Origin of the sequence: Pseudoflavonifractor sp. 524-17 (assembly GCF_009935845.1) — a bacterium.
Lineage (GTDB): Bacteria > Bacillota > Clostridia > Oscillospirales > Oscillospiraceae > Pseudoflavonifractor_A.
The window spans coordinates 1-23705 of the sequence record NZ_QWEK01000051.1; the positions used below are offsets into that span (position 1 = coordinate 1).

Below are 23705 nucleotides of genomic sequence, written 5' to 3' on the forward strand. Positions count from 1 at the left end.
GGCGGCTGGCGGCGGGGGCGGACGCCTCCCAAAAGATGCTCCACTTCATGGACAGCCTGGCGGCGGCGTTCGCCAACAGCCTGCCCAGTTTCCACCCCTTTGACCTGTGTATCGGCGTGGTGGGCGCTGTGCTGGTGCGGCTGGTGGTGTACCTGAAAGGCAAGAACGCCAAGAAATACCGCCACGGCATGGAATACGGCAGCGCCCGATGGAGTGCATAATCTTAACTGTAAGCAACACCTATATTGACGCAGGAGGATATGCACATGAATGATTACAGCAAAATCACAGCCCTTTACTCCCGCCTATCCGTGGGGGACGAGGACAGGGACGGCGGCGAGAGCAACAGCATACAGAACCAGAAGAAATTTCTGGAAAGCTATGCCAGACAGTTAAAATTAACCAATATCCGGCACTACATTGACGATGACGAAAGCGGCAGATTTTTTGACCGTTCTGCCTACTCCCGCATGATAGAGGACGTGGAAAACGGCAAAGTCGGCGTGTGCATTATGAAAGATATGACCCGTTGGGGGCGCGACTATCTCCAAGTGGGAAACGCTATGGAGATTTTCCGCAGAAACAACGTGCGCTTTATCGCGGTAAACAACGGAATAGACAGCGAAAAGCCCGACACGTTGGAGTTTGCGCCGTTCATCAACATCATGTCAGAATGGTACGCAAAGGACATCAGCAAGAAAGTGAAAACGGGCATTAAGACCAAAGGCATGAGTGGCAAGCCAATCGCAACCGAAGCCCCCTATGGTTATGTAAAAGCCCCCGACAACAAGGATTTTTGGTTGATTGACGAAGAAGCCGCCGAAGTTGTCCGCCTTATTTTCCGCCTGTTTCTGGACGGGAAAAACCGAAACCAGATTGCCGTATATCTGAAAAATGAGCAAATCCCGACCCCCACATTCTACATGAAAGACCATGGACGGGGAACTTGTAAAAATAAGACGCTGAACGAGGAAAACCGTTACAAGTGGAACAAAGCCACGCTGACCCATATCCTCACAAGGCAGGAGTATTGCGGCGACGTTGTAAACTTCAAGACCACAAAGCATTTCCGCGACAAACGAAACCACTATGTAGACAGAAGCCAGTGGCAGATTACAGAAAACGTGCATGAGCCGGTTATTGACCGCGCCGATTTTGAAAACGTACAGCGGATTCTGGAAAATGCCCCCGTCAAGCGACCAAACGGGGACGGGGAAATCCACCCTTTGTCGGGCTTGCTTTTCTGTAAGGACTGCGGCGCAAAAATGCACATACGGATAGATTACAGGAACGGCGGCAAACGGCACGTTGCCTTTTGCAGTGAATACCACAAGGGGAAAGCCAGAAACCCGAAGTGCCATTCCCCGCACATCATGGACGCGGATTTACTCATGCAGACCGTTGCGGACGTGCTGAAAAAAATCGCGGAATACTCCATCAGCAACAGGGCGGATTTTGAAGCTTTAGTGAAAAAGAGCCTTGACGTACAGCAGACCGACAGGACGAAGAAACAGCAGAAGCGCGTACCGCAAATCACAACGCGGCTTGAACAAATCGAAAAGGTTCTGGATAAGCTGTACGAGGACAACGCACTGGGCGCTATCCCGCAAGACCGTTATGAGCAGATGTCGCAGAAGTATTCAGAAGAATACTATACACTGAAAGCGGAGCTTGCGGAAATCAAAGACCAGTTGTCCGCTTTTGAGAACGCGGGAGGACGGGCGCAGAGGTTTGTGAAGCTGACAGAACGGTATGCCGACTTTGCCGAACTCACCCCCGCTATTCTCAACGAGTTTATCAGCAAAATCGAAGTGCATGAGCGCGACCAGAAACGGGCGAGATACGCCATTCAGCATATCGGGATATACTTCAACCATATCGGAAAATTTGAGAACGAACTGACACAGCTTGCAGAGCCGACAGAGCAGGAAATCAGACAAATGCGGGAGGAAATCGAAGAAGCGAAAAAGGAAAAGAGCCGCGCCTACCACCGGGAATATTCCAGAGCCTACCGCGCTAAAAATATTGAAAAGCAACGGGAGTATGACCGTATCAAAGCGCGGGAATACAGAGCGAGAAAAAAGGCGCAAGCCGCCGCAACCGCACAGTAAAACCAAACAGCCAACAGCTAAGAGGGATTTTCCAATTACGGGAAATCCCTTTTTCACGCCCAAAGAAAGGAGCGACCTATTGACAGAAAAGAACAAAACCCCCACCCCGCCCCGAAAGCCGGACGGTATCATCACAACGCAGAGGAACGGGCAGACCATTGTTGCGGAGTTGTTTTTCAACCACAGCGGCACAGAAACATTCCGCGACAAGATTTTGAAAATGATACTTGCCGACAAGCAGGAATAAAACGGGAAAACGGTTATCTGTAAAAATCCATTCCATTCCCATCCCATCCTATCCCATCCAATCCATACCAAACATGAAAGGAGCGATTGACCCGTGGCAAAGACCAAAGCCGAAAAAATCACGAGCATTGAAGAAGAAATCCGACAGCTTGAAAACAGGCGCAGACAGCTTGTGCAGGAGCAAAAGGCGCAGGAACGCAAGGACAGGACAAAACGCCTATGCCGCCGCATGGGGCTTTTTGAAAGCCTTGTCCCCGACACAATACCGCTGACAGAGGAACAATTCAAGACCTTCCTTGAAAAAACTGTAATGACCGACCACGCCCGCCGCATACTGGACGAATTGACCGCCCAGAACGCCCCCACAGCCCCCGCACAGGGCGCAGAAACGGCGGCACAGTAACACGCCACTCACCGCCAAAACCACCCATACAGCCCGCGAGGGCGGCGCAGGCGGGGACGCGGACGGGGGCGCGGCGCAAGGGTAACAGCTTATGCCCCTACCCTTGCTTAAAAGCAAGGGCGCATTTATATACCACATGAGATGTGGTATGTGCGGTCTTGCAGACGGCGTTTTGTGCCTGTCGGCACAAAAGAAAACGGCGGGAGTTACCCGCAGAAAGGAGCGCGGCGCGTGGCAATCTATCATTGCAGTATCAAAGTCATATCCCGCGGCAAGGGCAAGTCCGCTGTTGCCGCCGCCGCTTATCGGGCGGGAGAAAAAATCACAAATGAGTTTGACGGAATGACCCACGACTACACCCATAAGGGCGGCGTAGTCCACACCGAGATTTTACTCCCCGACCACGCCCCCGCCGAGTATGCGGACAGGGCGGTTTTATGGAACGAAGTGGAGAAAGTTGAGAAAGCGAAGAACGCCCAACTTGCGCGGGAGATTGAAATTGCCTTGCCCCGCGAACTGACGAGGGAGCAAGGCATTTCCCTTGTCCGCGAGTATGTGAAACGGCATTTTTTGGCGGCGGGAATGTGCGCCGATGTATGCCTACACGACACAGGCGGCGGCAACCCCCACGCCCACATCATGCTGACAATGCGCCCTTTTGACGAGGGCGGCGAGTGGGGAGCGAAGCAGAAAAAGGAGTACATTCTTGACAGGGACGGGAACAAAATCTATGACCCGAAAAAGCGGCAGTACAAATGTAAATCCATTCCCGCTACCGACTGGAACGAGCAGACCAAAGCGGAGGAATGGAGGGCGGCATGGGCGAGGCTCTGCAATCAGGCGTTGGAGCAGAACGGACACGCGGAGCGCGTAGACCACCGCAGTTATGAACGGCAAGGGATAGACCAGATACCCACCGTCCATTTAGGCGTTGCCGCTTCCGCTATGGAGAAGCGGGGAATACGCACCGAGCGCGGCGACCTTAACCGCGAAATCGAAGTGACTAACCAGAAGTTACGGCAGTTAAAGGCGCGTATCTCCAAACTGCAAAACTGGTTAAAGGAAGAAGCCGAGAACACCGAGCCGCCCACCCTTGCCGACTACATTCAAGGCATTTTGTCACGCAAGGCACAGACGGGAAAATCGGGATATTCACAATCGCTGTATAACCTCAAAGACGCGGCAAATATGCTGAATTTCCTGCAAGCCAATAACATCATGGATATGACGGGGCTTGATGAAAAATTCAAGTCTATGATAGGGGAACAACTGGATATTCAAGGGAAACTGAAACCCGTTGAACGGCGGTTAGGCACTCTGAAAAAGCACTTAGAGCAAGCCGACATTTATTTCAAATACAAGGGAAAGAAGCCGCTGACCGAAGCCGAGCAAATCCTATTAACAACGGCGAAAGATTATCTCAAAGGCGTGATGAACGGCAAGACCACAATCCCGACAAGGACATGGAAAGAAGAATACACCAAGCTGACCGCCGAGAGAAAAACGCTCAATCAGCGGTATCTTGCACTGAAAGAGGAAGTGAAAGAAGCCGAGAAAATCAGAAAGAGCGTTTACAGTATCTTGCGGCAGGAACAGCGGGAACAACAGCCCCGCAGGACACAGGATATGGAGCGATAAAAAAGGCGGCGGGATAGTCAACATCTACCTCGCCGCACGATAAACTTGAAATTGTATTACCACTTTTAAAACAATTCAAGAAGTAAGGTCGCTTTATTTGCAACTTTCTCTTTAATAGCAGAAACTGTATCTTCAACTGAAAGTTGTGTTGTGTCTATAATATATTTTTCATATGCTCCCAAATTATCGAATTGCTCCCACATGGTTTCTACTAATTCAATATTAGTTTTTCTATCTAATTTTGAGCGTTCAATCGCCCGCTTCGTGGTTTCTTCTTTATCAGCCCTTAATACAATATAATGTACTTCATACCCCTCTCGTACAATATGCAACCACGGTTCTAAGAACCACGGACCGATAATACCATCTACAATCACATCATATCCTCCACGGACATAACGCTTTGCGGCTTCTAAAAAAGCCTCAATCACAATTAGATTTTGCTCATTAGATTCAGGCAAATGTGGAGGGACTGCTCCTTTACTAAGATAATGGTAAAAATCATCCGTGTGCATATGCACAGACTTTTCCATAGTGGATTCTTTGGCAACAATAGCTGATGTTGTAGTTTTGCCTGTTCCTGGTGTGCCAGTAATTACAATGATTCTTCCATTGTCCATTTATTTTTATCCTTTCAATTCAGATTTGTCGCTTTGTATTGGAAAAGATTATAGCATACCCAAGCAGGAAAAACAATCTGCAAAATCCCCCGTTCCGCCTATCCAGACCGTCAAGGGACAAGTAGTATTTTTTCGCAAAGTGCGCGAAAAAATCTCCACTCTTAAACCCTTGACCGTCTGGATTTTTGCCGTTGCCATTTCGCCGCCGAAAACGGGGAACAGGATTTTTCAAATCCTGCCCCGCTTTCGTCTGCTTCATTCTAACGGCAAAACCATCTGCACTACTGCGGCGGCAATCGTTAGGTTTTGCGGTGGCTCTGCCCCCGCGCCCCCGACCTCTCCCAAAGAACAGAATGGAATGTTACGCAATAGGGTTTGAAAAGGCTTGATTTTTAAGGCGTTGTAGACGCGAAAATCCATAGGGTAAGGTTTTATACTGCCTATCCCCGAAAACGGCTTCTAACCGTCCACAGGCGCGTTTTATGCCCCTTTTTCTGCCCCGTTTCCCACCATGCCGAAAAGTTTTCCGTCAATAACTCAAAAAAGCACTTGACAAAACGCTTCATGGGGCGGGCCAAAAGACATAGCCCCGTATATCGACCCCGTATTTGAAAACAACATCCTGCTCACGCAGACCGAACGGCTGACGATGAACGGCAGGCCCAAAGACCCCAAGACCGCCCGGAACAAGAATGTGCTGGTGATTGGCGGTTCCGGCAGCGGCAAGACAAGGTTTTTCGTCAAACCGTCGCTTATGCAAATGCACAGCAGCTATGTTGTCACAGACCCGAACAGATAAGTATAATAAGGTTATAGGGAAGCGCGCACCCTCAAAGAAAGGAGGTTACACACCATGAAGAAGCAGACAGAGAAAGACAAACTCACCGCCCTATACGAAAGGCTTTCCCATGACGATGAGCGGGCAGGCGAATCCGTAAGCATTGAAAACCAAAAGAAGCTGCTTGAAGATTATGCAAGGGAGCAGGGCTTTACAAATTGCGTCCACTTTACGGACGACGGTTGGTCTGGTGCAAACTTCGACCGTCCGAATTGGAAACGCATGATTGCGGGAATTGAAAGCGGAGAAATCTCCCATGTGCTGGTAAAGGATTTAAGTCGTGTCGGCAGGGATTATCTGCAAGTGGGATTTTACACAGAAGTCATGTTCAAAGAGCGCGGTGTACGCTTTATCGCCATAGCAAACGGAGTTGACAGCGACAGGCGCGAAAGTAGCGAGTTTGCCCCGTTTTTGAACATTATGAACGAATGGTATGTGCGCGACAGCAGCCGGAAAATAACAAGCGTTCTCCGCGCAAGGGGAATGTCCGGCAAGCATACAAGCAGCCATTGTATTTACGGCTACAAGAAAGACCCCAACGACAAAGACCACTGGATTATTGACGAGGAAGCCGCCGAGGTTGTGCGCCGGATTTACCGCATGGCGTTGGAGAGCAAAGGCCCGTATGAAATCGCCCGTATCCTTGCTTCTGAAAAGATTGAAAGACCATCCTATTACCTTGCACAGCGCGGCATGGGGAAACATCAATCCAACTATAACCCCGCTGAACGGTACACATGGCGCGGCGGCACAGTTGCCGACATTTTATCCAAGCCGGAGTATATGGGGCATACGGTAAACTTCCGCACCTATAAGGAGAGCTATAAAGACAAACGTTCCAAAATGACACCGACAGAGGATTTGGTCATTTTTGAAGATACGCAAGAAGCTATTATTGACAAGGAAACATGGGAGCGCGTCCAGAGCTTGCGGAAAACGGTACGCCGGACGGACACCATAGGCGCGGCAAATCCCTTAACAGGTCTGATGTTTTGCGCCGATTGTGGGGCTAAGATGTATAACCATAGGGGCGGGGCTGGAATTGCGCGGGACTGGGCGGGGCGACCAAACGGCAGAAAGCGTCCAGAGCGTGACGAGTACAACTGTTCCCGGTATGATTTAGGCAACCAGCACTATGACAAATACTGCACAACGCACCTTATCCGCACAGCCGTTGTAAACCAGCTTTTGCTTGAAGCTATCAAGGAAGTATGCGACTATGCGCTGAACAATGAAACCGCATTTATGGAACAGGTCTGCTCCGCTTCCAGCGAACGGCAGACGAAAGCGGCAAAGGCAACCCGACAGCGGAAACAGCGCAGTGAAAAGCGGACTGACGAATTGAGCCGCCTAATCCGCAAGCTCTATGAGGACAATGTAAACGGTAAACTTTCTGACAAGCTCTTTGAGCAAATGCTGCATGACTTTGAAGCGGAATTAGAGGAATTGACCGAGAGCATAGCGCAAGACCAGCAGGAGCTTGACCGCATAAGCCAGGAAACCGTCAACGCCGAAAAGTTCCTTGCCCTTGTCAAAAAATATACGGATTTTTCCGAACTTACCCCCGCCATGATAAATGAGTTTGTCGAAAAAATCCTTGTTCATCAAGCCGAGGGCAAAGGAGCCAGCCGGACACAGGAGGTTGAGATTTTCTTTAACTTTGTCGGCAAGGTAGAAATCCCCCATGAGGAAATCATACTGACAGAGGAAGAAAAAGCCGCATTAGCTGAACAGGAACGGCGCAGAGCAAAAAAGGCGGAATATAACCGCCGCTATATGGAGAAGAAGCGCAGACAATGGAAAGAGCAGAGGGAACGGGAGCAAGCACAAGAACCCCATGAACCGCCCACTGCCGCAGACAAGAAAGGAGAACGCACAGCATGAGAAGATTGATTGACAACGGCACCACCCCACCCGCAAGACAGCCCTATATCGGTCATTATGGACGCTTACGGAAAGCCTACCTTGAGGGCTACCGCCCCGACCTCTACACCGCCCTTGTTGCCAGTGAAAAGCTGTATGAGCATTGCGCGGAGATTGACGTAGCCGCCCGGAGCCGGATTGACCTTATCATGCCGGAGCTTGCCAAGAGCGCGGGAGCCACCGAAGAATTAAAAGCGAAAGACCAGCTTGCATGGGTAGGGCTGATGAACGCTTGCAAGGCACAGGCAGAGGAAATCGTAAAACACGAGTTAATCTATGATTGACAGTCAAGAGCCGGAGAAAACACCCGAAAAATACCGCAAACAATCTCACGCGACGTATGGTATAATAATTTTGAAAAAATTTGAGATTTGATGTAGTATTCGCCGCTGAAACCGTAGTATATAGGTGAAGCCGGAAAGGAGGCGGTGTGATGATAGAAGATGAAAAAATCATTGAAATGTTTTTTGGGCGTTTAGAACAGGGCATACGGGAGCTGGATATAAAATATGGTAAAGTTTGCCACAAGTTATCGTATAACATTGTAAACAGCAGGCAGGACGCGGAGGAGTGCGTCAATGACGCTTACTTAGGGGCGTGGAACGCAATCCCCCCAGCGAAGCCAAACCCGCTTTTGACCTATATCTGTAAAATCGTTCGGAACATTTCACTGAAAGTCTATTACAGAAAGGAAGCAGCCAAACGCAGCAGCACTTACACGATTGCTATGGAGGAAATCGAAGCCTGTATAGCAGACCCGAACACAGTGGAAGCCGAGATTGAAGCCAGAGAGTTAGCCCGTATCATTGAAAGTTTTCTGGACACGCTGACCGTTGAAAACCGCGTTATCTTCATGCGCCGCTATTGGTTTTCCGATAGTTGCAAGGACATAGCCGAGTTTGTAGGGCTTTCGGAGAAAAATATCTCCGTCCGGCTGACCCGTATCCGTCAGAAAATGAAAAACTATTTAGCAGAAAGAGAGGTATTCGTATGAACACAAAAAAGTTTTCAGAAGCAATGGGCGAAATCGACGACAAGTATGTTGAGGAAGCTATTCGTTATAGAGCAACAAAGAAAGCAAAAGGATTATCGTCCAAATGGATTAAGCGCGGTGCTATCGCAGCTTGTTTATGCGTTACTTTGGTAGCCGGGGTACTTTTCAAGACTTCTGCTCCCGATGTGGTTATTGCGTCGGGCTTTTTGACAGTCACCGCGTATGCCGCTTCATCAGATGAAGAAATAACCATGCAGGAAGGTATAGAGTTGCCAACAGATTATAAGTGGAGCCTTGCTATGAGCAGCCGACCGGGACTTCCATTGAAACTATCCGCTACGGAATACGACGATTTAAGTTTTGAAGTATCAGTTGATGGCGGGACATTGCTTCTTTGGGAGGGTAACAAAATAACATATTTAGGCTCGTCGTTCAACACTGGAAATGATACTACTGTATATTGGACTAACCTATCTCAAACAGGCGAGAACGATTTTGAACGGTATATGGGAACTACGGCATATATCAATATCGTAATTCACGAAGAAGAAAAAATTGTTGGATATGCTGTTGTTGAAATATCCACAAACGACCTTGAAAATGAACCTGCACAGACTTACTCTATTAAGTTGCTCAAGTCAATATCTTTCCCAAAAGTTAATGGGGAATATCAAAAGATAACCGCTGAATATGTGGCAGCGGAAATGGAACAAATCAAAAGCGAAACACAAGCTGGACAAAGGTAAAACAACGACGATTTATCGAGCCACACATTAAAAGCCAAGTGCCATTTTAGGAGGGCAGCCGAAGTTAATTCGACTGCCCTTTGTCTATGCCACCGAGCAGAAAGGAGCGACCACCCATGACGAAACCGAGAGAGAAAACCCGCGACGAGCTGACCGCCGAGATTGAGGACGGTAAAAAGAAAATCCGGCAATATGAGAACCGGGAAAAGATGTTGCGTCAGAAGCTATCCAGAGAGGAACGCCGGACGCGCAGCCACCGCCTTATCGTCCGGGGCGCGGTCTTTGAAAGCATTGTGCCGGAAGCAAAAGACATGACCGACGAGGAAGCCGCCGCACTTCTCCGGCTTGCCTTGACGAGCCAGCCAGCGCGGGAGTTTTTACAAAAACGAGCCGGGAACGCCACAAGCTGAAAATCCCTTTGGAACAGTCCAGCTAATAAAAGTCAAGAAGGGAAGTGAGAAAAAACAGGGAACAGATGCGCGGTAAAAAGGGTATGACAAAACAGAGGCTCCAGAGAGCCACGAAAATTTGAGTCAGATGCATCAAGCAGCTTTTGGCAAAGACAGATAGTTTTGCCGGTGCTCCTGAGGTGAAATCAATACGAAGGGGCGTTCATCCCGCAGTACAGCGAACACGATGTTGCAGAGCTTGTGCATGATTGCACCAAGGGCGGTCATTTTGGCTTTGGATTTGCACTTTTCCAGATAGTAAGTACGGAGGACGTGATTCTTTGGCTCGCCATTCTTGCGCAGGCTCACAGACTGCAAAGCCAGGATATAAAAACAGCGGCGGGCGTAAGGCGAACCACGTTTTGAGATACGCAGATTAGCGCCTGCGGAGTTTCCGGACTGCCTCACCACCGGGTCAAGCCCAAAATAGGAGTAGAGCTGCTTCGGACGGCGGAATGCGCGGAAATCACCAATTTCACAGACAATGGTAACAGCGGTCAGGAAACCGGCCCCCGGAATGGATTTCAACAGCCTGGTTTGTCTGGCAAGCAGAGAATCCGGCTGTTCCTGCACACTGCGCTTGATTTGCTTGAGAATCGCTGCGGTCTTCTCATCCAGAATGCGGATCATCTCCACATAGTGGCCAATCAGGAACGTAATTCCACTGTTTCCGTGCCCAAAAGAGAGGGATTCTCTGGCGGCGGACAGAATAGCCTCCGCTTTCTTTTCCGCCATGGTTCTCCCTTTTCCAGACGCTTCCTGGATCAGTTTGGCCAGCGCATCAGCCCCAGCAGACAGAACAGCGCTGGGCGAGGGATAGTGAGACAGCACCTCCAGGGAGGCTTTCCCATTTACTTTGGAAAAGAGCGGTAAATACTGGGGGAAGATCTGTCGGAGTTGATTTTTCAACCGGCAGATGTACATAGACGTTTCTTTCTTCATGGCGTGATACTCCCGAAGAAGCGCCTTGACTGCGGCGACATCATCCGCTGGAACAATGGATGTTTTTAAGTCCGGACGCAGCCCCAGAAGCGCAATCCGCCGCGCATCCAGCTTGTCGTTGTGAATATTGCGGATGTTGATATTTTGGTTGGCGTGGGTCACCAGAGGATTGAGGACATACACGTCCAACCCGGCGTTCTTGAGCCGATGATATAGGGGGAGATGGTAAATGCCTGTGGATTCCATGTAAACACGGGCAGGCAGCTCATAGGCTTGTTCCATGGATAGGATACGCTCTACCGCACCCTGCACAGACCGGTTGTTGCTATGCAGGATTTTATAGGGCTTTCCAATGATTTCTTGTGTTGGAAGTGCGATTGCCATCAGGCTGAAATCTGCTCCAATATCAATTCCAACAGAAAGATAAGGGTGTCTTTTCTGTTCCATTATGTTCCTCCTCAAAACAGGGACTTCCTTCCTTTCCCAGCGCGTCACGGCCTAGCGCGTGATACAGGGATTTGCCAGCAGGCGCCCAACCAGCTAAATCATGAATTGCGGCTGAAAGGATGGACTGACTGACCAACAGGTATGCAGCATCCCAAATACGCTGTCCCAAAGGCGCACCCGTCCATAATTCCTGTTTGAGTTACAGTGTAATACCATGAACAAGCTGTGTCCATTAGGGCCTGCTGGCGTGGGCCGGATTGTTAATCTATTCTTCGGTCCGGCCTGTTTCCCTTCGTGTAATTATACTAAAGGGCGCACTTATACACCCTTGCGGGCGTGTGCGCTCTGCCGAGGGCTTTATCTCCGCACAGGGAACTTTCCCCGCGCTCCGATATTGGCGGCTTTGCCGCAGACAGGGGAAGCTACACTTCCCCTGCGACGCTTGCGCGTCTACCCTTTTGTGTACTTGCCGAAAGCGAACACCTTGCTTCGCAAGCTATTCACTTTCAGCAAGTCTGAATATCCTATCTGGGAGGTGATACCATAGCAATTTACCATTGCAGTATTAAGATAGTCAGCCGGGGCAAAGGCAAGTCTGCCGTTGCCGCAGCCGCCTACCGAAGCGGCGAAAAACTGATAAATGAGTGGGACGGTATGACCCATGACTACACCCACAAAGGCGGTGTTATTCATTCTGAAATCATGGTGCCGCCCCATGCCCCGCCCTCTTTCTCTGACCGTTCTACCTTGTGGAACAGTGTGGAGCTTTACGAGAAAGCGGGGAACGCCCAACTTGCGCGGGAGGTTGAAATCGCCCTGCCCGTTGAATTATCCAGAGAGGAACAGTTACGGCTTGTCCGGGAATACTGTTCCTCTCAATTTGTTTCCAAAGGAATGTGCGCCGACTTCGCCATACATGACACAGGCGGCGGCAACCCTCACGCCCATATCCTCTTGACAATGCGCCCCCTTGACGAGCGCGGCGCATGGGCGGCGAAATCCAAAAAGGAATATGTGCTTGATGAAAAGGGCGAGCGTGTGAAGCTGCCAAGCGGCAGATACAAGACCCGCAAGGTTAACCTTGTGGACTGGAACAACCAAGAAAATGCGGAAGTTTGGCGGGCGGCATGGGCTGACCTTGCCAATGCCTATTTGGAGAGAAACGACAGCCCGGAGCGTATCGACCACCGCAGCTATGAACGGCAAGGGATAGACCAAATCCCTACCGTCCATGTGGGCGTGGCGGCTTGCCAAATGGAGAAGAAAGGCATAGCTACCGAAAAGGGCGAGCTTAACCGGAATATCCGAAAAGCAAACAAACTGATAAAAGAAATCCGGGCGCAGATTGGCAACCTCAAAGAATGGATTGCCGGACTGCTTACGGAAAGGGCAAACGCCCCCACAAAACCACAGCCGCCGCAATCCCCCGACCTTGCAAATCTTCTGATGAAGTATTTGAGCGTCCAGAGGGAAAAGAGCCGGAAGTATTCGCAGAGCTGGCAGCAACGCCACGCCGCAGACGAATTGAAAACCGTATCACAGGTAGTTAATTATCTGTCCGAGCATGGTATCGCCACTCTTGCGGAACTGGACGCTTCCCTGTCCTCTGTCCGCGAAAAATCCGACACTATCCGAGAGGGCATGAAAACCGCCGAGAAGCGTATGAAAAAACTGGAAAAGCTGATTGAGTACGGCGAGAATTATTTGAAATACAAGCCCATACACGACGAACTGAAAACACTGAAAAACGGCTGGACGAGCAAGCGCGACAAATACGAGGAAGCCCACCACGCCGAGCTTGCCCTATGGGGCGCAGCGAGCCGCTATCTCCACGCTAACTTGCAGTCAGGCGTGAAGTCTTTGCCTGTCGCTGAATGGAAAAAGGAGTATGCCGCCCTCAAAGCACAGAGGGAAACGGAGTACACAAAGCTGAAAGAAGCCCGCACAGAGGTTGCCGAGCTTCAGAATATCCGAAAGTGCGTTGACATTGCACAGCGAGCCGACCAGCCGGAGCAGAGCCACACCAAGCGGCACGATATAGACCGCTGAAAGGAGTTGAGATTTTATGTATTACACCCAAGAACAGATAGACCGGGCGAATACCGCCGACCTTGTTTCTTTTCTGCAATCACAGGGCGAGCAGCTTACCCGCGCCGGGAACGAATACCGCTGGAAGCGGCACGACAGCTTGACCGTCCGGGGAAATAAATGGTATCGCCACAGCCAGAGCAAGGGCGGCGCACCCATTGATTTTGTCATGGAGTTTTTCGGAAAGAGCTTTACCGAAGCCGTGGAACTGCTGACAGGAGAAAAAGGGGCAGCCCCGCCGCCGGACAGACCAAGCCCTGCGCCCCTCTCCGACTTCCGATTGCCGCCCCGAAACAATGACAACCGAATAGCGAGGAACTACCTCATAGCAGCCCGCCGCATTGATGAAGATGTGACGGGCTTTTTCTTTTCCACCGAAGATATTTACGAGGAAGCCGCCCACCACAATACTGTATTTGTCGGCAGAGATGAAAGCGGCGTACCGAGATACGCCCACCAGCGCGGCACAGCCGGGAGCTTCCGGCTTGATGTGAAAGGCAGCGACAAAGCCTTTAACTTCTGCTACCGGGGCGAGGGCGAAAGGTTGTTCGTCTTTGAAGCCCCTGTTGACCTGTTATCTTTCCTCTGTCTGTTCAAAAAGGACTGGCAGAAGCAAAGCTATCTGGCATTGGGCGGCGTGGGGGAAAAAGCCCTGTTGCGCTTTCTCTCTGACCGCCCCAACATCAAGACTGTTTACCTCTGCCTTGACAGCGACCAAGCGGGAAATGACGCTTGCAGCCGCCTTGTGAAGCTCATGCCGGAGGGCTTGACCGTCCACCGCCTTATCCCTTTTTTCAAAGACTGGAACGAAGTACAGACACGCCGGGGAGAAATCACAGACGGGAAATATCTCCGGGAAGCTGTCTATGGCTTGAAAGAGCCGCCACAAGAAGAAACCGTTGAAATTATCCGCATGAGCGAGGTTGACACACAGACCGTTGAATGGCTATGGGAGCCGTATATCCCTTTTGGGAAAGTAACCATAGTACAAGGCAACCCTGGCGAGGGCAAGACCACCTTTGCCCTGCGCCTTGCCGCTGCCTGTACCACCGGGGGAACGCTGCCCGGCATGAAGCCCCTGCCGCCATTCCAAGTGATTTACCAGACCGCCGAGGACGGGCTGGGCGATACCGTCAAGCCCCGCTTGATAGAAGCCGAAGCAGACCTTGACCGGGTGCTTGTCATTGACGAAGCCAAACGGGAGCTTACCCTTTCCGACGAGCGCATAGAGAAAGCTATCGTCCAGAACAGGGCGCGGCTGATTATCCTTGACCCCATACAGGCGTATATGGGCGAGAAAGCCGACATGAACAAGGCTAATGAAGTGCGCCCTATCTTTCGCCGTCTTGCTGATGTTGCAGAGCGTACAGGCTGCGCCGTTATCCTTATCGGGCACTTAAACAAAGCCGCCGGAGGACAGAGCGCATACCGGGGCTTAGGCTCTATCGACTTCCGGGCAGCGGCGCGGAGCGTCCTGCTTATTGGGCGCGTGAAGCGTGAGCCGAATATGCGCGTGATTATCCATGACAAATCTTCTCTTGCGCCGGAGGGGAAGCCCATAGCCTTTTGCCTTGACCCCGACACAGGCTTTGAGTGGGTAGGCGAATATGATATAACCGCTGATGAACTGCTATCCGGCGCGGGCGGCAACACCGCCACAAAGACCGAGCAAGCGAAAAAACTGATTTTAGACTTACTGGCAGACGGGAAAGAGCTTGCCAGCGAGGATATAGAGAAAGCCGCCGCAGAAGCCGGGATTTCTGCCCGTACCGTCCGGGCGGCAAAGAAAAACCTTGACGGGCGCATTACCTCAAAGCGTATCGGCGCGGCATGGTATCACGCCCTTAAAAAGTGAAATGGCAAAATCCAAGTGGCAAAACCCAGATACCTTGCCACTTCGCCACTTCAACCAAAAAACAGCCGCCCCATGTTACGCATTAGACGCTCTGGAAGCCCCATTTTATAGGGCTTCCAGAGGGAGAAAACCGCCTATGCGGTACTTTATACCTTTACCCCCGAAAACAGCGTCCTATTGCGTAACAGGGGCATTTGCCATGAGCAGAAAGGAGAGCCTATGAACAATGAAACCCGCAAGACCAGCACCACCGCAGCCGCTTCCCCTCTGACCGTAAAGGAAGCCCCGCAGCCTGTTATGATAAAGAAAATAGGGAAAACCACCTACCGCGTCAAAATCCATTTCAGCGAAACGAGCAAAGAAACCATGAGCGACAAAATCAAGCGGCTTATTTTGAATGACTGCGAGAAAATTTCTTAAACACCCTTGACAAAGCGTACCAGAGGACACGCTGCTCTCCGCTATGGAGACCGCGGGGGCAAAGGAGGCCCCCGACGATGCCGAGCGCAAGGGGTTGGGAACGCCCGCCACCCGCGCGGCTGTGCTGGAAAAGCTGGTGTCCACCGGCTTTGTGGAGCGGAAAAAGGCGAAAAAGGCGGTCAGCCTTGTGCCCTCCGGCCCCGGCGCTGCTCTTATCACCGTCCTGCCGGAACAGCTCCAGTCCCCGCTTTTGACGGCGGAGTGGGAAAGCCGCCTGAAAGAGATCGAGAGGGGCGAGCTGGCGGCGGACGCTTTTATGGCGGACATCTCTGGCATGGTGCGGGAGCTGGTCACGACCTACACGCTGGTTCAGGGCGCGGAGGCCCTGTTCCCCTCTGGGCGTCCTGTGGTGGGCAAGTGCCCCCGCTGCGGCGGCGATGTCACCGAGAGCAAGACCGGCTTTTTCTGCGAGAGCAACGCCTGCCGTTTTGGGCTGTGGAAAGACAACAAGTACCTGTCCGCGAAGAAAATCACCCTGACAAAGCGCATGGCGTCGGCGCTGCTGAAAGACCGCCGCACGTTTATCTCCGGCATCTATTCGGAGAAAACCGGCAAGACCTATGACGCTTTCCTGACCCTCCGCAACGATGGCGCTCGTACTTCATTCGGCATTGAGTTTCAATAATCCGGGAAAGGAGCTTGCCTATGGCTGAAAAGCAGACCAACAAGCAGCGGCTCAAGGAAATTACGGACAGCATCGAGGCCAATATCCAAGAGCTGTTCCAGTCGGAGCGGTATATGAATTACCTCCGCACTATGAGCCGTTTCCACAAGTACAGCTTTAACAACACCATGCTCATCCATATGCAGAAGCCGGACGCCACCCTTGTGACCGGCTACAGCAAGTGGGAGCAGAAGTTTAACCGCCATGTGAAGCGCGGCGAAAAGGGCATCAGGATCATCGCCCCCACGCCCTTTAAGAAGAAAATCGAGCAGGAAAAGCTGGACCCCGACACCAAGCTGCCCCAGCGGGACAAGGACGGCAACATCATCATGGAGGAAAAGGAAGTCAAAATCCCCATGTTCAAGCCTGTTGTTGTGTTTGATGTGAGCCAGACCGAGGGCGAACCGCTGCCCACGCTTTCCTCTGACCTCCGGGGTGATGTAAAGCACTATGAGATTTTTATGGAAGCCCTGCGCCGGTCCTCCCCCGTTCCCATGGAGCTGAAAGCTATCTCCAGCGATATGGACGGCTTTTTCAATCTGGACAATCAGAGCATCACCATCCGCGAGGGGATGAGCGAGGTGCAGACCATCTGCGCCGCCGTCCATGAGATCACCCACGCCAAGCTGCACAACATCAAGGACGGCCTGAAGCTGGACGATAAAGAGGAATATGATGAGATCGAGCTGTTTGACAAGCCCGCCCTGTTTTCCAATGGGCGCATTAACCAAGATGAGCTGCCGGAGGGCCTGTTTGCCTACGACCTTCGCGGCAGCGGTGATGACCCTGGTCAGCCTGTTGCGGTGGAGAACAGGGTTCAGGTTAACCACGTCGGCTCTGTTATTCTTGCCGAACCGCTGGACTTCGGGAATAGCGATTATCTCTCCTTGGGAAAGGATATGGAAAACATGAACTTTGTCGGCGGTGAGTCCACTCTGAAAGGCTTTTATGAGCAGATGCACCCCGAAAAGGTGAAGAAGGACCGCAACACCGAGGAAGTGGAGGCCGAGAGCGTTTCCTTTGCTGTGTGCTGCTATTACGGCATCGAAACCGGCGAAAACAGCTTTGGGTACATCGCCTCCTGGTCTGACGGCATGGAGCTGAAAGAGCTGCGGGCCAGTCTGGAGACCATCAACAGGACCGCCGACGGCCTGATTACCGACATTGACCGCAATTTTACGGAGATTTGCAAGGAGCGCGGGATCGACCTGTCCAATGAGCAGGTGGGCGCGTCCGTCCTCCCCAGCGATTCCGTAGGCGGCGGCGAAACGCGGGAGGCCCAGCCGAACGAGCAGTTTTACAGGGTAAACGAGGCGCAGTACCTCTATATCCAACGCTGCGACACCGGCTATGACTACACCTTTTACGACGCCGCCAGCAAGCGGGCGCAGGACGGCGGGCAGCTCGACAACCCCGGCCTCTCCATCGCGGAGGCAGCAAAAGCGGTCTGTGAGCTACACGAGGCCCTGATGGACGATATGGCGGTGGTGGCCGGCGAGCTGCCGGAGGAATTTACGGAGCCTGCGCCCCGCGACTACCACGCGGAGCTGGCCGACCATTTCAGCAAGGAGGATGAGCGGCTGTGGGACACTGACACCAAGCTGGACGAATACCCCATGCCGGACAAAAACTATGACTCTGCTGATCTGGCGGAGCATGGTCTCTATGATGAGAGCTTTCTGCCCATCTCCAAGGAACTGGCCGCAGAAATGATTGACCGCGACCTGACTGTGTATGCCGTCACCAGTGAGGGCGCGGTCATGGCTTTTGACCGCGAGGAGGTAGAAAGCTATCAGGACGGCTCCCTGTTTGCCGTTCTCCGCGAGGAATGGGAGCAGACCGCCGAGTTTAAGGATGCCGTAGCTGACCGTATGAACCACCAGCAGGAGCGTGAAAAGGCTTTCCTCGACCATGCCGGGGACAGCTTTGCCATCTACCAGCTCAAAGACGGTGAAAAAACGCGGGATCTCCGCTATGAGCCGCTTCCCGCCCAGGGTGTGGATAAAAAGTTTTACGAGCTGGTCTATACAGCGCCCCTCCCGGACGGGGCCACGCTGGATACGCTGTGGGATACGTTCAATACGGCGCATCCCGCCGACTATCTGCGTCCGAGTATGTCTGTCAGCGACATCGTTGCCATCAGGAAGGATGGTGTGGTATCCTGTCACTATGTTGACCGGTTTGCCTTTACCGAACTGCATGGCTTTCTCCAGCCGGAAAATTATCTGAAATCTGCTGAAATGGCGGTGGAGGACGATTATAATATGGTGGACGGCATCATCAACAACGGCCCAAAGCAGCCCACCGTAGCCGAGCTGGAGGAACAGGCCAAAAGCGGCCAGTCCATCTCCCTGATGGATTTGGCGGGAGCTATCCAGCGGGAGAAGGAGGAAAAGCAGCAGAAGCCCGCGCTCGGAAAGAAACCCTCTATCCTCGCCAAAATCCGCAAGCCCCTTCCCGCCAGAGAGGACAAGAAAACAGCGCCCGAACGGAGCGCGGAAAAGGAGTATACACGATGAGCTTTACCAATGACGAGATGAACCTGATGTGCATCTACAACACCGGCACACGCGAGGGCACTTTGAACGCGCTCACCGCCATGCGGGAGTACCTGACTGCGGAGGAGACTGAGCTGCGGGATATGACCGACAGCGTGGTGGAGAAGCTGGAAAAAATGAACGACGCCGAGTTTGCGGCGCTGGACCTCTACCCCGACTTTGACGAATAAAGACACCCTGCAAGGGGGCGGCAGCAGCCGCCCCTTTTGCTATTTTTAGGAGAGGAGGAATCCAATGGCAAATAATGTTCAGGCGTATGCGAAGCTGGCGGACGATACCGCCGCGCAGATCACCGGCAGCTATCAGGAGTGGACGGCGTTTTTAACGACGGCGGCGCGGCTCTATAAATACCCTTACAGCGAACAGCTCATGATCTACGCCCAGCGCCCCGAAGCCACCGCCTGCGCCGAGTATGACCTTTGGAACAAACGCATGGGGCGGTATGTGCGGCGCGGCAGCAAGGGCATCGCCCTCATTGATATGACCGGGGACAACCCCAAAATCAAGTATGTTTTTGATGTGTCCGACACAGGGAAAACAGACCGCTCCCGCCGCGTCAACCTGTGGGAGTACCGGCAGGAACACGCGCAGGCGGTCTCCGCCATGCTGGAGCGCCGCTATGAAGTGACCGGCGAGAATGGCATTGAGGAACAGCTTGAAAAGGTTGCCGCCCAGCTTGCCGATGAATACTGGAACGACCACCAGCGCGACATCCTCGGCATCGTTGACGATTCCTTTTTAGAGGGCTATGATGATTTCAATGTAGGCGTGGCCTTTCGGAACGCCGCCACCGTCAGCATCACCTATTCCCTGCTGTCCCGCTGCGGCCTGGAGCCGGAGGAATATTTTGAGCATGAGGATTTTCTCAGCGTATTCGACTGGAACACCCCTGCGGCGGTGGCGGAGCTGGGAACGGCGGTCAGCACCATCAATCAGGAGGTGCTGCGGCAGATTGAGATCACCATCAAGCAATATGAGCGCGAGAAAAGCGCGGAAAGGACAGAGCGGCATGAAAAACAGCCTGACTTACACGCAGAACGGGGATTACCTGATCCCCGACCTGAAACTGAGCGAAACGCCGGAGGGGAGCCTGGGCAAGTACGGCAGGATGCGGAAGAAGTACCTTCAGGAGAACAGGCCGGGGCTTTACAGCCGCCTGCTGCTGTCGGAGAAGCTGCAAGCGCACCTGTTGGAGATCGAACAGGCGGCGCGGAACCGGCTGGAGCAGATGCTCCCGGCGCTGGCACAGGAGGCCGGCGCGACGGAGAGCCTGAAAGCCAGCGATCCGATGAAGTGGGTGGGACTGATGAACACCTGCAAGGCGCAGGCGGAGGAGATCATTCTCAGCGAGCTGATTTACAGCTAAATCTTTTCGGTGAGCCGGTGGAGGGCGAACAAATCAGCCTGTTTCCCTCTGAGGCACAGCAGATACGGAGCATCGCAGAAGCGGAGAGCGCGGAAAAAGCGCCCTTCGCTTTTTCTATTCCCCAAGAGGACATCGACCAAGTTTTGCGCTTTGGCAGCAACACAGAAAACAGCCGTATGCGTGTGGCCGCTGAGTTCATGAAACAGAAATCCCCGGAGGAGATCGCCGCCTTTCTGCAAAAGGAATACCATGGCGGCTATGGTGTCAAAGGCAGGGACGGCGATATTTCCGCATGGTATGCCCAGGACGGCATCCATCTGTCCATGGGGCTGAGTGCGCGATATGTCCAATACGCACAGGTCATCTCTTGGGAGGATGCCGCCGCCCGCATTGAGGAAATGCTGGATACCGGCATCTTTGCCACCAATGTAGAGCTGATAGAAACGCCGGGGTATGAGCGGGGACAACTTGCGCAGGCCCTTTGGTATATGAGCCACGATATGAGCGATAAGGCCAAAGAACAGGACTTCATGCCCACGCTGAAAACCCTGCGCGGCGTGGGTTTTCCAGAGGAAACAGAGCAACTGACCGCTATGCTGGCTGACCCGGACAATGTAAACGCCCTGATCTCCGAGCTGGAGACCTTTGCGGAGGCCCACGCGCGGGACAGGACCCTGATGCGCTTTCAGCATTACAAACCGTCCATTGTTCTGGAACAGCTCCGCGAGCTGCCCCTGCCCCGCAGGGAGTATGTCTCCGAGCTTACGGCGCTTCCCCCGCCGGAGAGCTTTATCACCGAGGACGAGATCGCACAGACACTCAGCGGCGGCAGTAATGTGGAGGGCGGCAAGGGCAGGATTTACACCTTTTTCAGCGGCAATCACACACTGAAAGAATGCGCCGCCTTTTTGAAGGAGGAATATGGTACAGGCGGCGGCAATGGCGCTGTTTCCGGCAATTTTCATAGCTGGAGGGATTACAGCTCCAAGGGCATCGTGCTGAAAAAGCCGGATTGCGTAGACGTACAAATATCTTGGAACAATGTTGCCAAGCGGATCAGCGCCCTTATCCGCGAGGACAAGTACCTCACACAGTCGGAAAAGGCGCAGTTACAGCAGAACACCCAGCGCAATTCTCTCTATGATACCTACAACGCGGCCAAAGAAAGCCACCCCGACGATATGGTGCTGTTTCAGGTGGGCGACTTCTTTGAAATGTACGGTGAGGACGCCAAGCAAGCCGCCGAGCTGCTGGGCCTGCACCTGACCACCCGAAACATCCCCAATGTAGGCCGCGTGGAGATGTGCGGCGTACCGGCGCATGATCTGGAACGCTATGTAGAAAAGCTCCGAGAGCAATACGATGTGACCCTCTCCGCAATTCCAGAGGGCGGCACAGAGCGTGGCGCTTTCACCCTGCGCTCCATCGACCATGAGGCAGAACGGGCCATTGACGCCTACGAAGCGGAGTTTGGCGCGGACGGGACAAGAGTATTCCATGACCCTGCCGCCGAAGAACCCGCCCCCACTGTGCGGGAGCTTTATGACAAATACAAGCCGGTAGTGACTGCCGCCGTCATGGAGGATATGCCCTACCGCAACGCCTGCGGCCACTCGGACCATGAAAATGCCGTAACAGAGGGCAACGCCGCCATCAAGCGCGCCATTCTCAATTCCGGCGATTTGGAGCTGATCCGGCTGTATTCCGACGTGCCGGAGTTTCGCAGCCGTCTGCATCAGGAGATCATAGACGAGACCTATCCGCAGCTCCATGAGCTTTTGCGCCCTCTCTCCCAGGAGGATATTGACGATGCCCTCCGCGCATGGAATGGGAACATGGACAGCAAACGCGCTGTTGTCCGCTATATGAAAGACCACGCGCGGGACAGGGATACCGCCGCATGGCTCTCCCGCGAGTATGGCGGCAATGGGACATTCACTATCCGTCCGGGCAGTCCGGAATCTATGGAGCTGCCCTGGGCAAAGGTACAGCGCCGGATCGCCCAGCTCATTCAAAAGGACGCTTTCTATACCGAGGAGGAGCTGGACAACTTTGAGGACATCGACCCCGCCGCCATCCGCGAGGATTTGGAGAGCGGCAGGCCCAGCGCCTTTGTGGAACAGGTCATGGCCGATGTGGAGCGCATCGCCGCGCAGGAGGCGGCTGCGGAGGAGCCAATCGCTCCCCCTGCTGCCATGGGGCCGAATGAGGAACCCGCGACCCCTGCGGAGGAACACCGCGACCCGCTGGCACCGGCCTATCAGGTGGGAGATACCGTCTATCTGGACGATACGCGCTTTGTCATAGCGGAGGTGCGGGATTTTGGCGTCCAACTCAGCGACCCCACGCTGGCATATCCCATTTTCCGCTCAGAGAGCAAAGAGACCTTTGAACGCCTGCTCCGGCGCGACGAGCGCAACAGCCAGATCACCGATTATCTGTCCACCGGCCATGACGCCGCAGACGGCGATCTGTGGGAAGTGCTGACCGCCGAGGACGGCCTGCTTTCTGCGGAGGAACGAGATGTGATTGCGTCATGGCTCGGAGCGGGCGACGGCAACGCGCAGATTGCCCAGCTTTTGTCTGAAATGCTTGCTGACCGCGCGGAAACGATGGAGCTTGAAACCGGTGAAACAGCGGATTATTTTACTTCTGCTGCCGGCATTGAGATCAACATTTTGGACAGCGACGAGAACAAAAAGGCCGCGCTGTTCTTCCAATGGCGTGATGTTGCCGCCGTCCTCCGCGCGGAGTTCTTGAATAATTCTATAGAAAAGGAAGCTCCATTTGTGGCAGAGCCGGAGGAACGCGCCGGAAGTATTGGTACACCTCCTGCCGCAGCCCAGGAAGCGCCGGTCAAGCCGCCTGTTACTACGCACACCGAGACTGTGGCGGTCTATCCCGCCGAGCCAAACCATCTACCCTACGATGTAGTCATTGAGACCCTGCACATCGACGAACCGCAGCAGGTAAAACCTGAAAACTTCCGCATTACTGATGACAGCCTGGGCGTGGGCGGCAAGAAAGCCAAGTTCCGCATGAATATGGACGCCATCAATCTGCTGAAAGAGCTGGAGTTTGACGGCAGACAGGCCACGCCGGAGGAGCAGGAGGTCTTGTCCCGCTATGTGGGCTGGGGCGGTCTGGCAGAAGCCTTTGAGGAGGGGCGGGAGAATTGGTCAAACGAGTTCAAAGAGTTGTATGCAACCCTTTCCCCGGAGGAATACGCCGCCGCCAGATCGTCCACCCTCAACGCCCACTACGCACGCTTTGTTCCTTGACAATCTGCGTAGAAATACGCAATAAAACAAGGCAGATTCCAAAAGAATCTGAACTC

20 protein-coding genes and 3 pseudogenes are annotated in these 23705 nt (G+C 53.0%); 19 read left to right on the forward strand and 4 right to left on the reverse strand.

From position 1 onward, the window contains the following. From D1159_RS15335 to mobQ (D1159_RS15355), 5 genes and pseudogenes are all read left to right on the forward strand, one after another. Positions 1 to 212 (forward strand): annotated as a pseudogene (locus tag D1159_RS15335) (type IV secretory system conjugative DNA transfer family protein); the annotation flags it as partial. Between the two features lie 54 nt (positions 213 to 266). Further along, the gene (locus tag D1159_RS15340) at positions 267 to 2111 is read left to right on the forward strand and encodes a recombinase family protein (protein WP_161846525.1); all 1845 of its coding nucleotides are present in this window, start codon (positions 267 to 269) and stop codon (positions 2109 to 2111) included. 79 nt (positions 2112 to 2190) lie between these two features. After that, complete coding sequence (locus D1159_RS15345; RefSeq protein ID WP_120400136.1) at positions 2191 to 2358, forward strand: transposon-encoded TnpW family protein; 168 nt, start codon at positions 2191 to 2193, stop codon at positions 2356 to 2358. 93 nt (positions 2359 to 2451) lie between these two features. Next, the gene (locus D1159_RS15350) at positions 2452 to 2760 is read left to right on the forward strand and encodes a DUF3847 domain-containing protein (protein ID WP_347563707.1); all 309 of its coding nucleotides are present in this window, start codon (positions 2452 to 2454) and stop codon (positions 2758 to 2760) included. A 231-nt stretch (positions 2761 to 2991) separates the two neighbouring features. Beyond that, positions 2992 to 4398: a MobQ family relaxase gene (gene mobQ, locus D1159_RS15355; protein ID WP_161846526.1), complete on the forward strand. Its 1407-nt coding sequence runs from the start codon at positions 2992 to 2994 to the stop codon at positions 4396 to 4398. A 65-nt stretch (positions 4399 to 4463) separates the two neighbouring features. Here the strand turns inward: mobQ (D1159_RS15355) and D1159_RS15360 are convergent, their stop codons facing one another. Beyond that, positions 4464 to 5018, reverse strand: coding sequence for an AAA family ATPase (locus tag D1159_RS15360; protein ID WP_160210651.1), 555 nt, complete (start codon positions 5016 to 5018; stop codon positions 4464 to 4466). Between the two features lie 556 nt (positions 5019 to 5574). Here D1159_RS15360 and D1159_RS15365 point away from each other — a divergent pair. The 6 genes and pseudogenes from D1159_RS15365 to D1159_RS15390 form a co-directional block, all read left to right on the forward strand. Next, a pseudogene (locus tag D1159_RS15365) lies at positions 5575 to 5808 on the forward strand (type IV secretory system conjugative DNA transfer family protein); the annotation flags it as partial. 63 nt (positions 5809 to 5871) lie between these two features. Further along, positions 5872 to 7740, forward strand: a complete 1869-nt coding sequence (locus D1159_RS15370; RefSeq protein ID WP_161846527.1) for a recombinase family protein — start codon at positions 5872 to 5874, stop codon at positions 7738 to 7740. After that, positions 7737 to 8063, forward strand: a complete 327-nt coding sequence (locus D1159_RS15375) for a TnpV protein (RefSeq protein ID WP_161846528.1) — start codon at positions 7737 to 7739, stop codon at positions 8061 to 8063. Before D1159_RS15370 ends, D1159_RS15375 begins: the two co-directional genes overlap by 4 nt. 149 nt (positions 8064 to 8212) lie before the next feature. Continuing rightward, the gene (locus D1159_RS15380; RefSeq protein ID WP_161846529.1) at positions 8213 to 8773 is read left to right on the forward strand and encodes a sigma-70 family RNA polymerase sigma factor; all 561 of its coding nucleotides are present in this window, start codon (positions 8213 to 8215) and stop codon (positions 8771 to 8773) included. Beyond that, complete coding sequence (locus tag D1159_RS15385; protein WP_161846530.1) at positions 8770 to 9519, forward strand: hypothetical protein; 750 nt, start codon at positions 8770 to 8772, stop codon at positions 9517 to 9519. Before D1159_RS15380 ends, D1159_RS15385 begins: the two co-directional genes overlap by 4 nt. Positions 9520 to 9635: 116 nt before the next feature. Further along, entirely contained in the window at positions 9636 to 9929 is a 294-nt protein-coding gene (locus tag D1159_RS15390) for a DUF3847 domain-containing protein (protein WP_161846531.1), read from the forward strand. Between the two features lie 132 nt (positions 9930 to 10061). On the opposite strand, the gene D1159_RS15395 is transcribed toward D1159_RS15390, so the two are convergent. Further along, a complete protein-coding gene (locus tag D1159_RS15395) occupies positions 10062 to 11357 on the reverse strand; it encodes an IS110 family transposase (RefSeq protein ID WP_161846532.1) in 1296 nt (431 codons plus the stop codon). Between the two features lie 543 nt (positions 11358 to 11900). Here D1159_RS15395 and mobQ (D1159_RS15400) point away from each other — a divergent pair. The 6 genes and pseudogenes from mobQ (D1159_RS15400) (at position 11901) to D1159_RS15425 (ending at position 19172) form a co-directional block, all read left to right on the forward strand. Continuing rightward, complete coding sequence (gene mobQ / locus D1159_RS15400) at positions 11901 to 13406, forward strand: MobQ family relaxase (protein WP_161846541.1); 1506 nt, start codon at positions 11901 to 11903, stop codon at positions 13404 to 13406. Between the two features lie 16 nt (positions 13407 to 13422). Beyond that, the gene (locus tag D1159_RS15405; RefSeq protein ID WP_161846533.1) at positions 13423 to 15300 is read left to right on the forward strand and encodes an AAA family ATPase; all 1878 of its coding nucleotides are present in this window, start codon (positions 13423 to 13425) and stop codon (positions 15298 to 15300) included. A gap of 219 nt (positions 15301 to 15519) precedes the next feature. Further along, on the forward strand, positions 15520 to 15720 hold the full coding sequence (locus D1159_RS15410) for a transposon-encoded TnpW family protein (protein ID WP_120389323.1): 201 nt from the start codon (positions 15520 to 15522) through the stop codon (positions 15718 to 15720). 22 nt (positions 15721 to 15742) lie between these two features. Beyond that, positions 15743 to 16405: pseudogene (locus D1159_RS15415) on the forward strand (DNA topoisomerase); the annotation flags it as partial. 20 nt (positions 16406 to 16425) lie between these two features. Beyond that, positions 16426 to 18963, forward strand: a complete 2538-nt coding sequence (locus tag D1159_RS15420) for an LPD28 domain-containing protein (RefSeq protein ID WP_161846535.1) — start codon at positions 16426 to 16428, stop codon at positions 18961 to 18963. Continuing rightward, positions 18960 to 19172, forward strand: coding sequence for a transposon-transfer assisting family protein (locus D1159_RS15425; RefSeq protein ID WP_161846536.1), 213 nt, complete (start codon positions 18960 to 18962; stop codon positions 19170 to 19172). The genes D1159_RS15420 and D1159_RS15425 overlap by 4 nt, the downstream gene beginning before the upstream one ends. Positions 19173 to 19323: 151 nt before the next feature. On the opposite strand, the gene D1159_RS15430 is transcribed toward D1159_RS15425, so the two are convergent. After that, positions 19324 to 19704, reverse strand: coding sequence for a hypothetical protein (locus D1159_RS15430; RefSeq protein ID WP_161846537.1), 381 nt, complete (start codon positions 19702 to 19704; stop codon positions 19324 to 19326). A gap of 36 nt (positions 19705 to 19740) precedes the next feature. After that, positions 19741 to 20013 (reverse strand): hypothetical protein, encoded by a 273-nt coding sequence (locus D1159_RS15435; protein WP_161846538.1) that lies wholly within the window; start codon positions 20011 to 20013, stop codon positions 19741 to 19743. Here D1159_RS15435 and D1159_RS15440 point away from each other — a divergent pair. Together D1159_RS15440 and D1159_RS15445 are read left to right on the forward strand one after the other, a co-directional pair. Then, the gene (locus D1159_RS15440; RefSeq protein ID WP_161846539.1) at positions 20012 to 20368 is read left to right on the forward strand and encodes a TnpV protein; all 357 of its coding nucleotides are present in this window, start codon (positions 20012 to 20014) and stop codon (positions 20366 to 20368) included. The genes D1159_RS15435 and D1159_RS15440 overlap by 2 nt on opposite strands. Before the next feature lie 677 nt (positions 20369 to 21045). Continuing rightward, positions 21046 to 23649 (forward strand): hypothetical protein, encoded by a 2604-nt coding sequence (locus tag D1159_RS15445; protein WP_279280112.1) that lies wholly within the window; start codon positions 21046 to 21048, stop codon positions 23647 to 23649. Positions 23650 to 23705 lie beyond the last annotated feature (56 nt).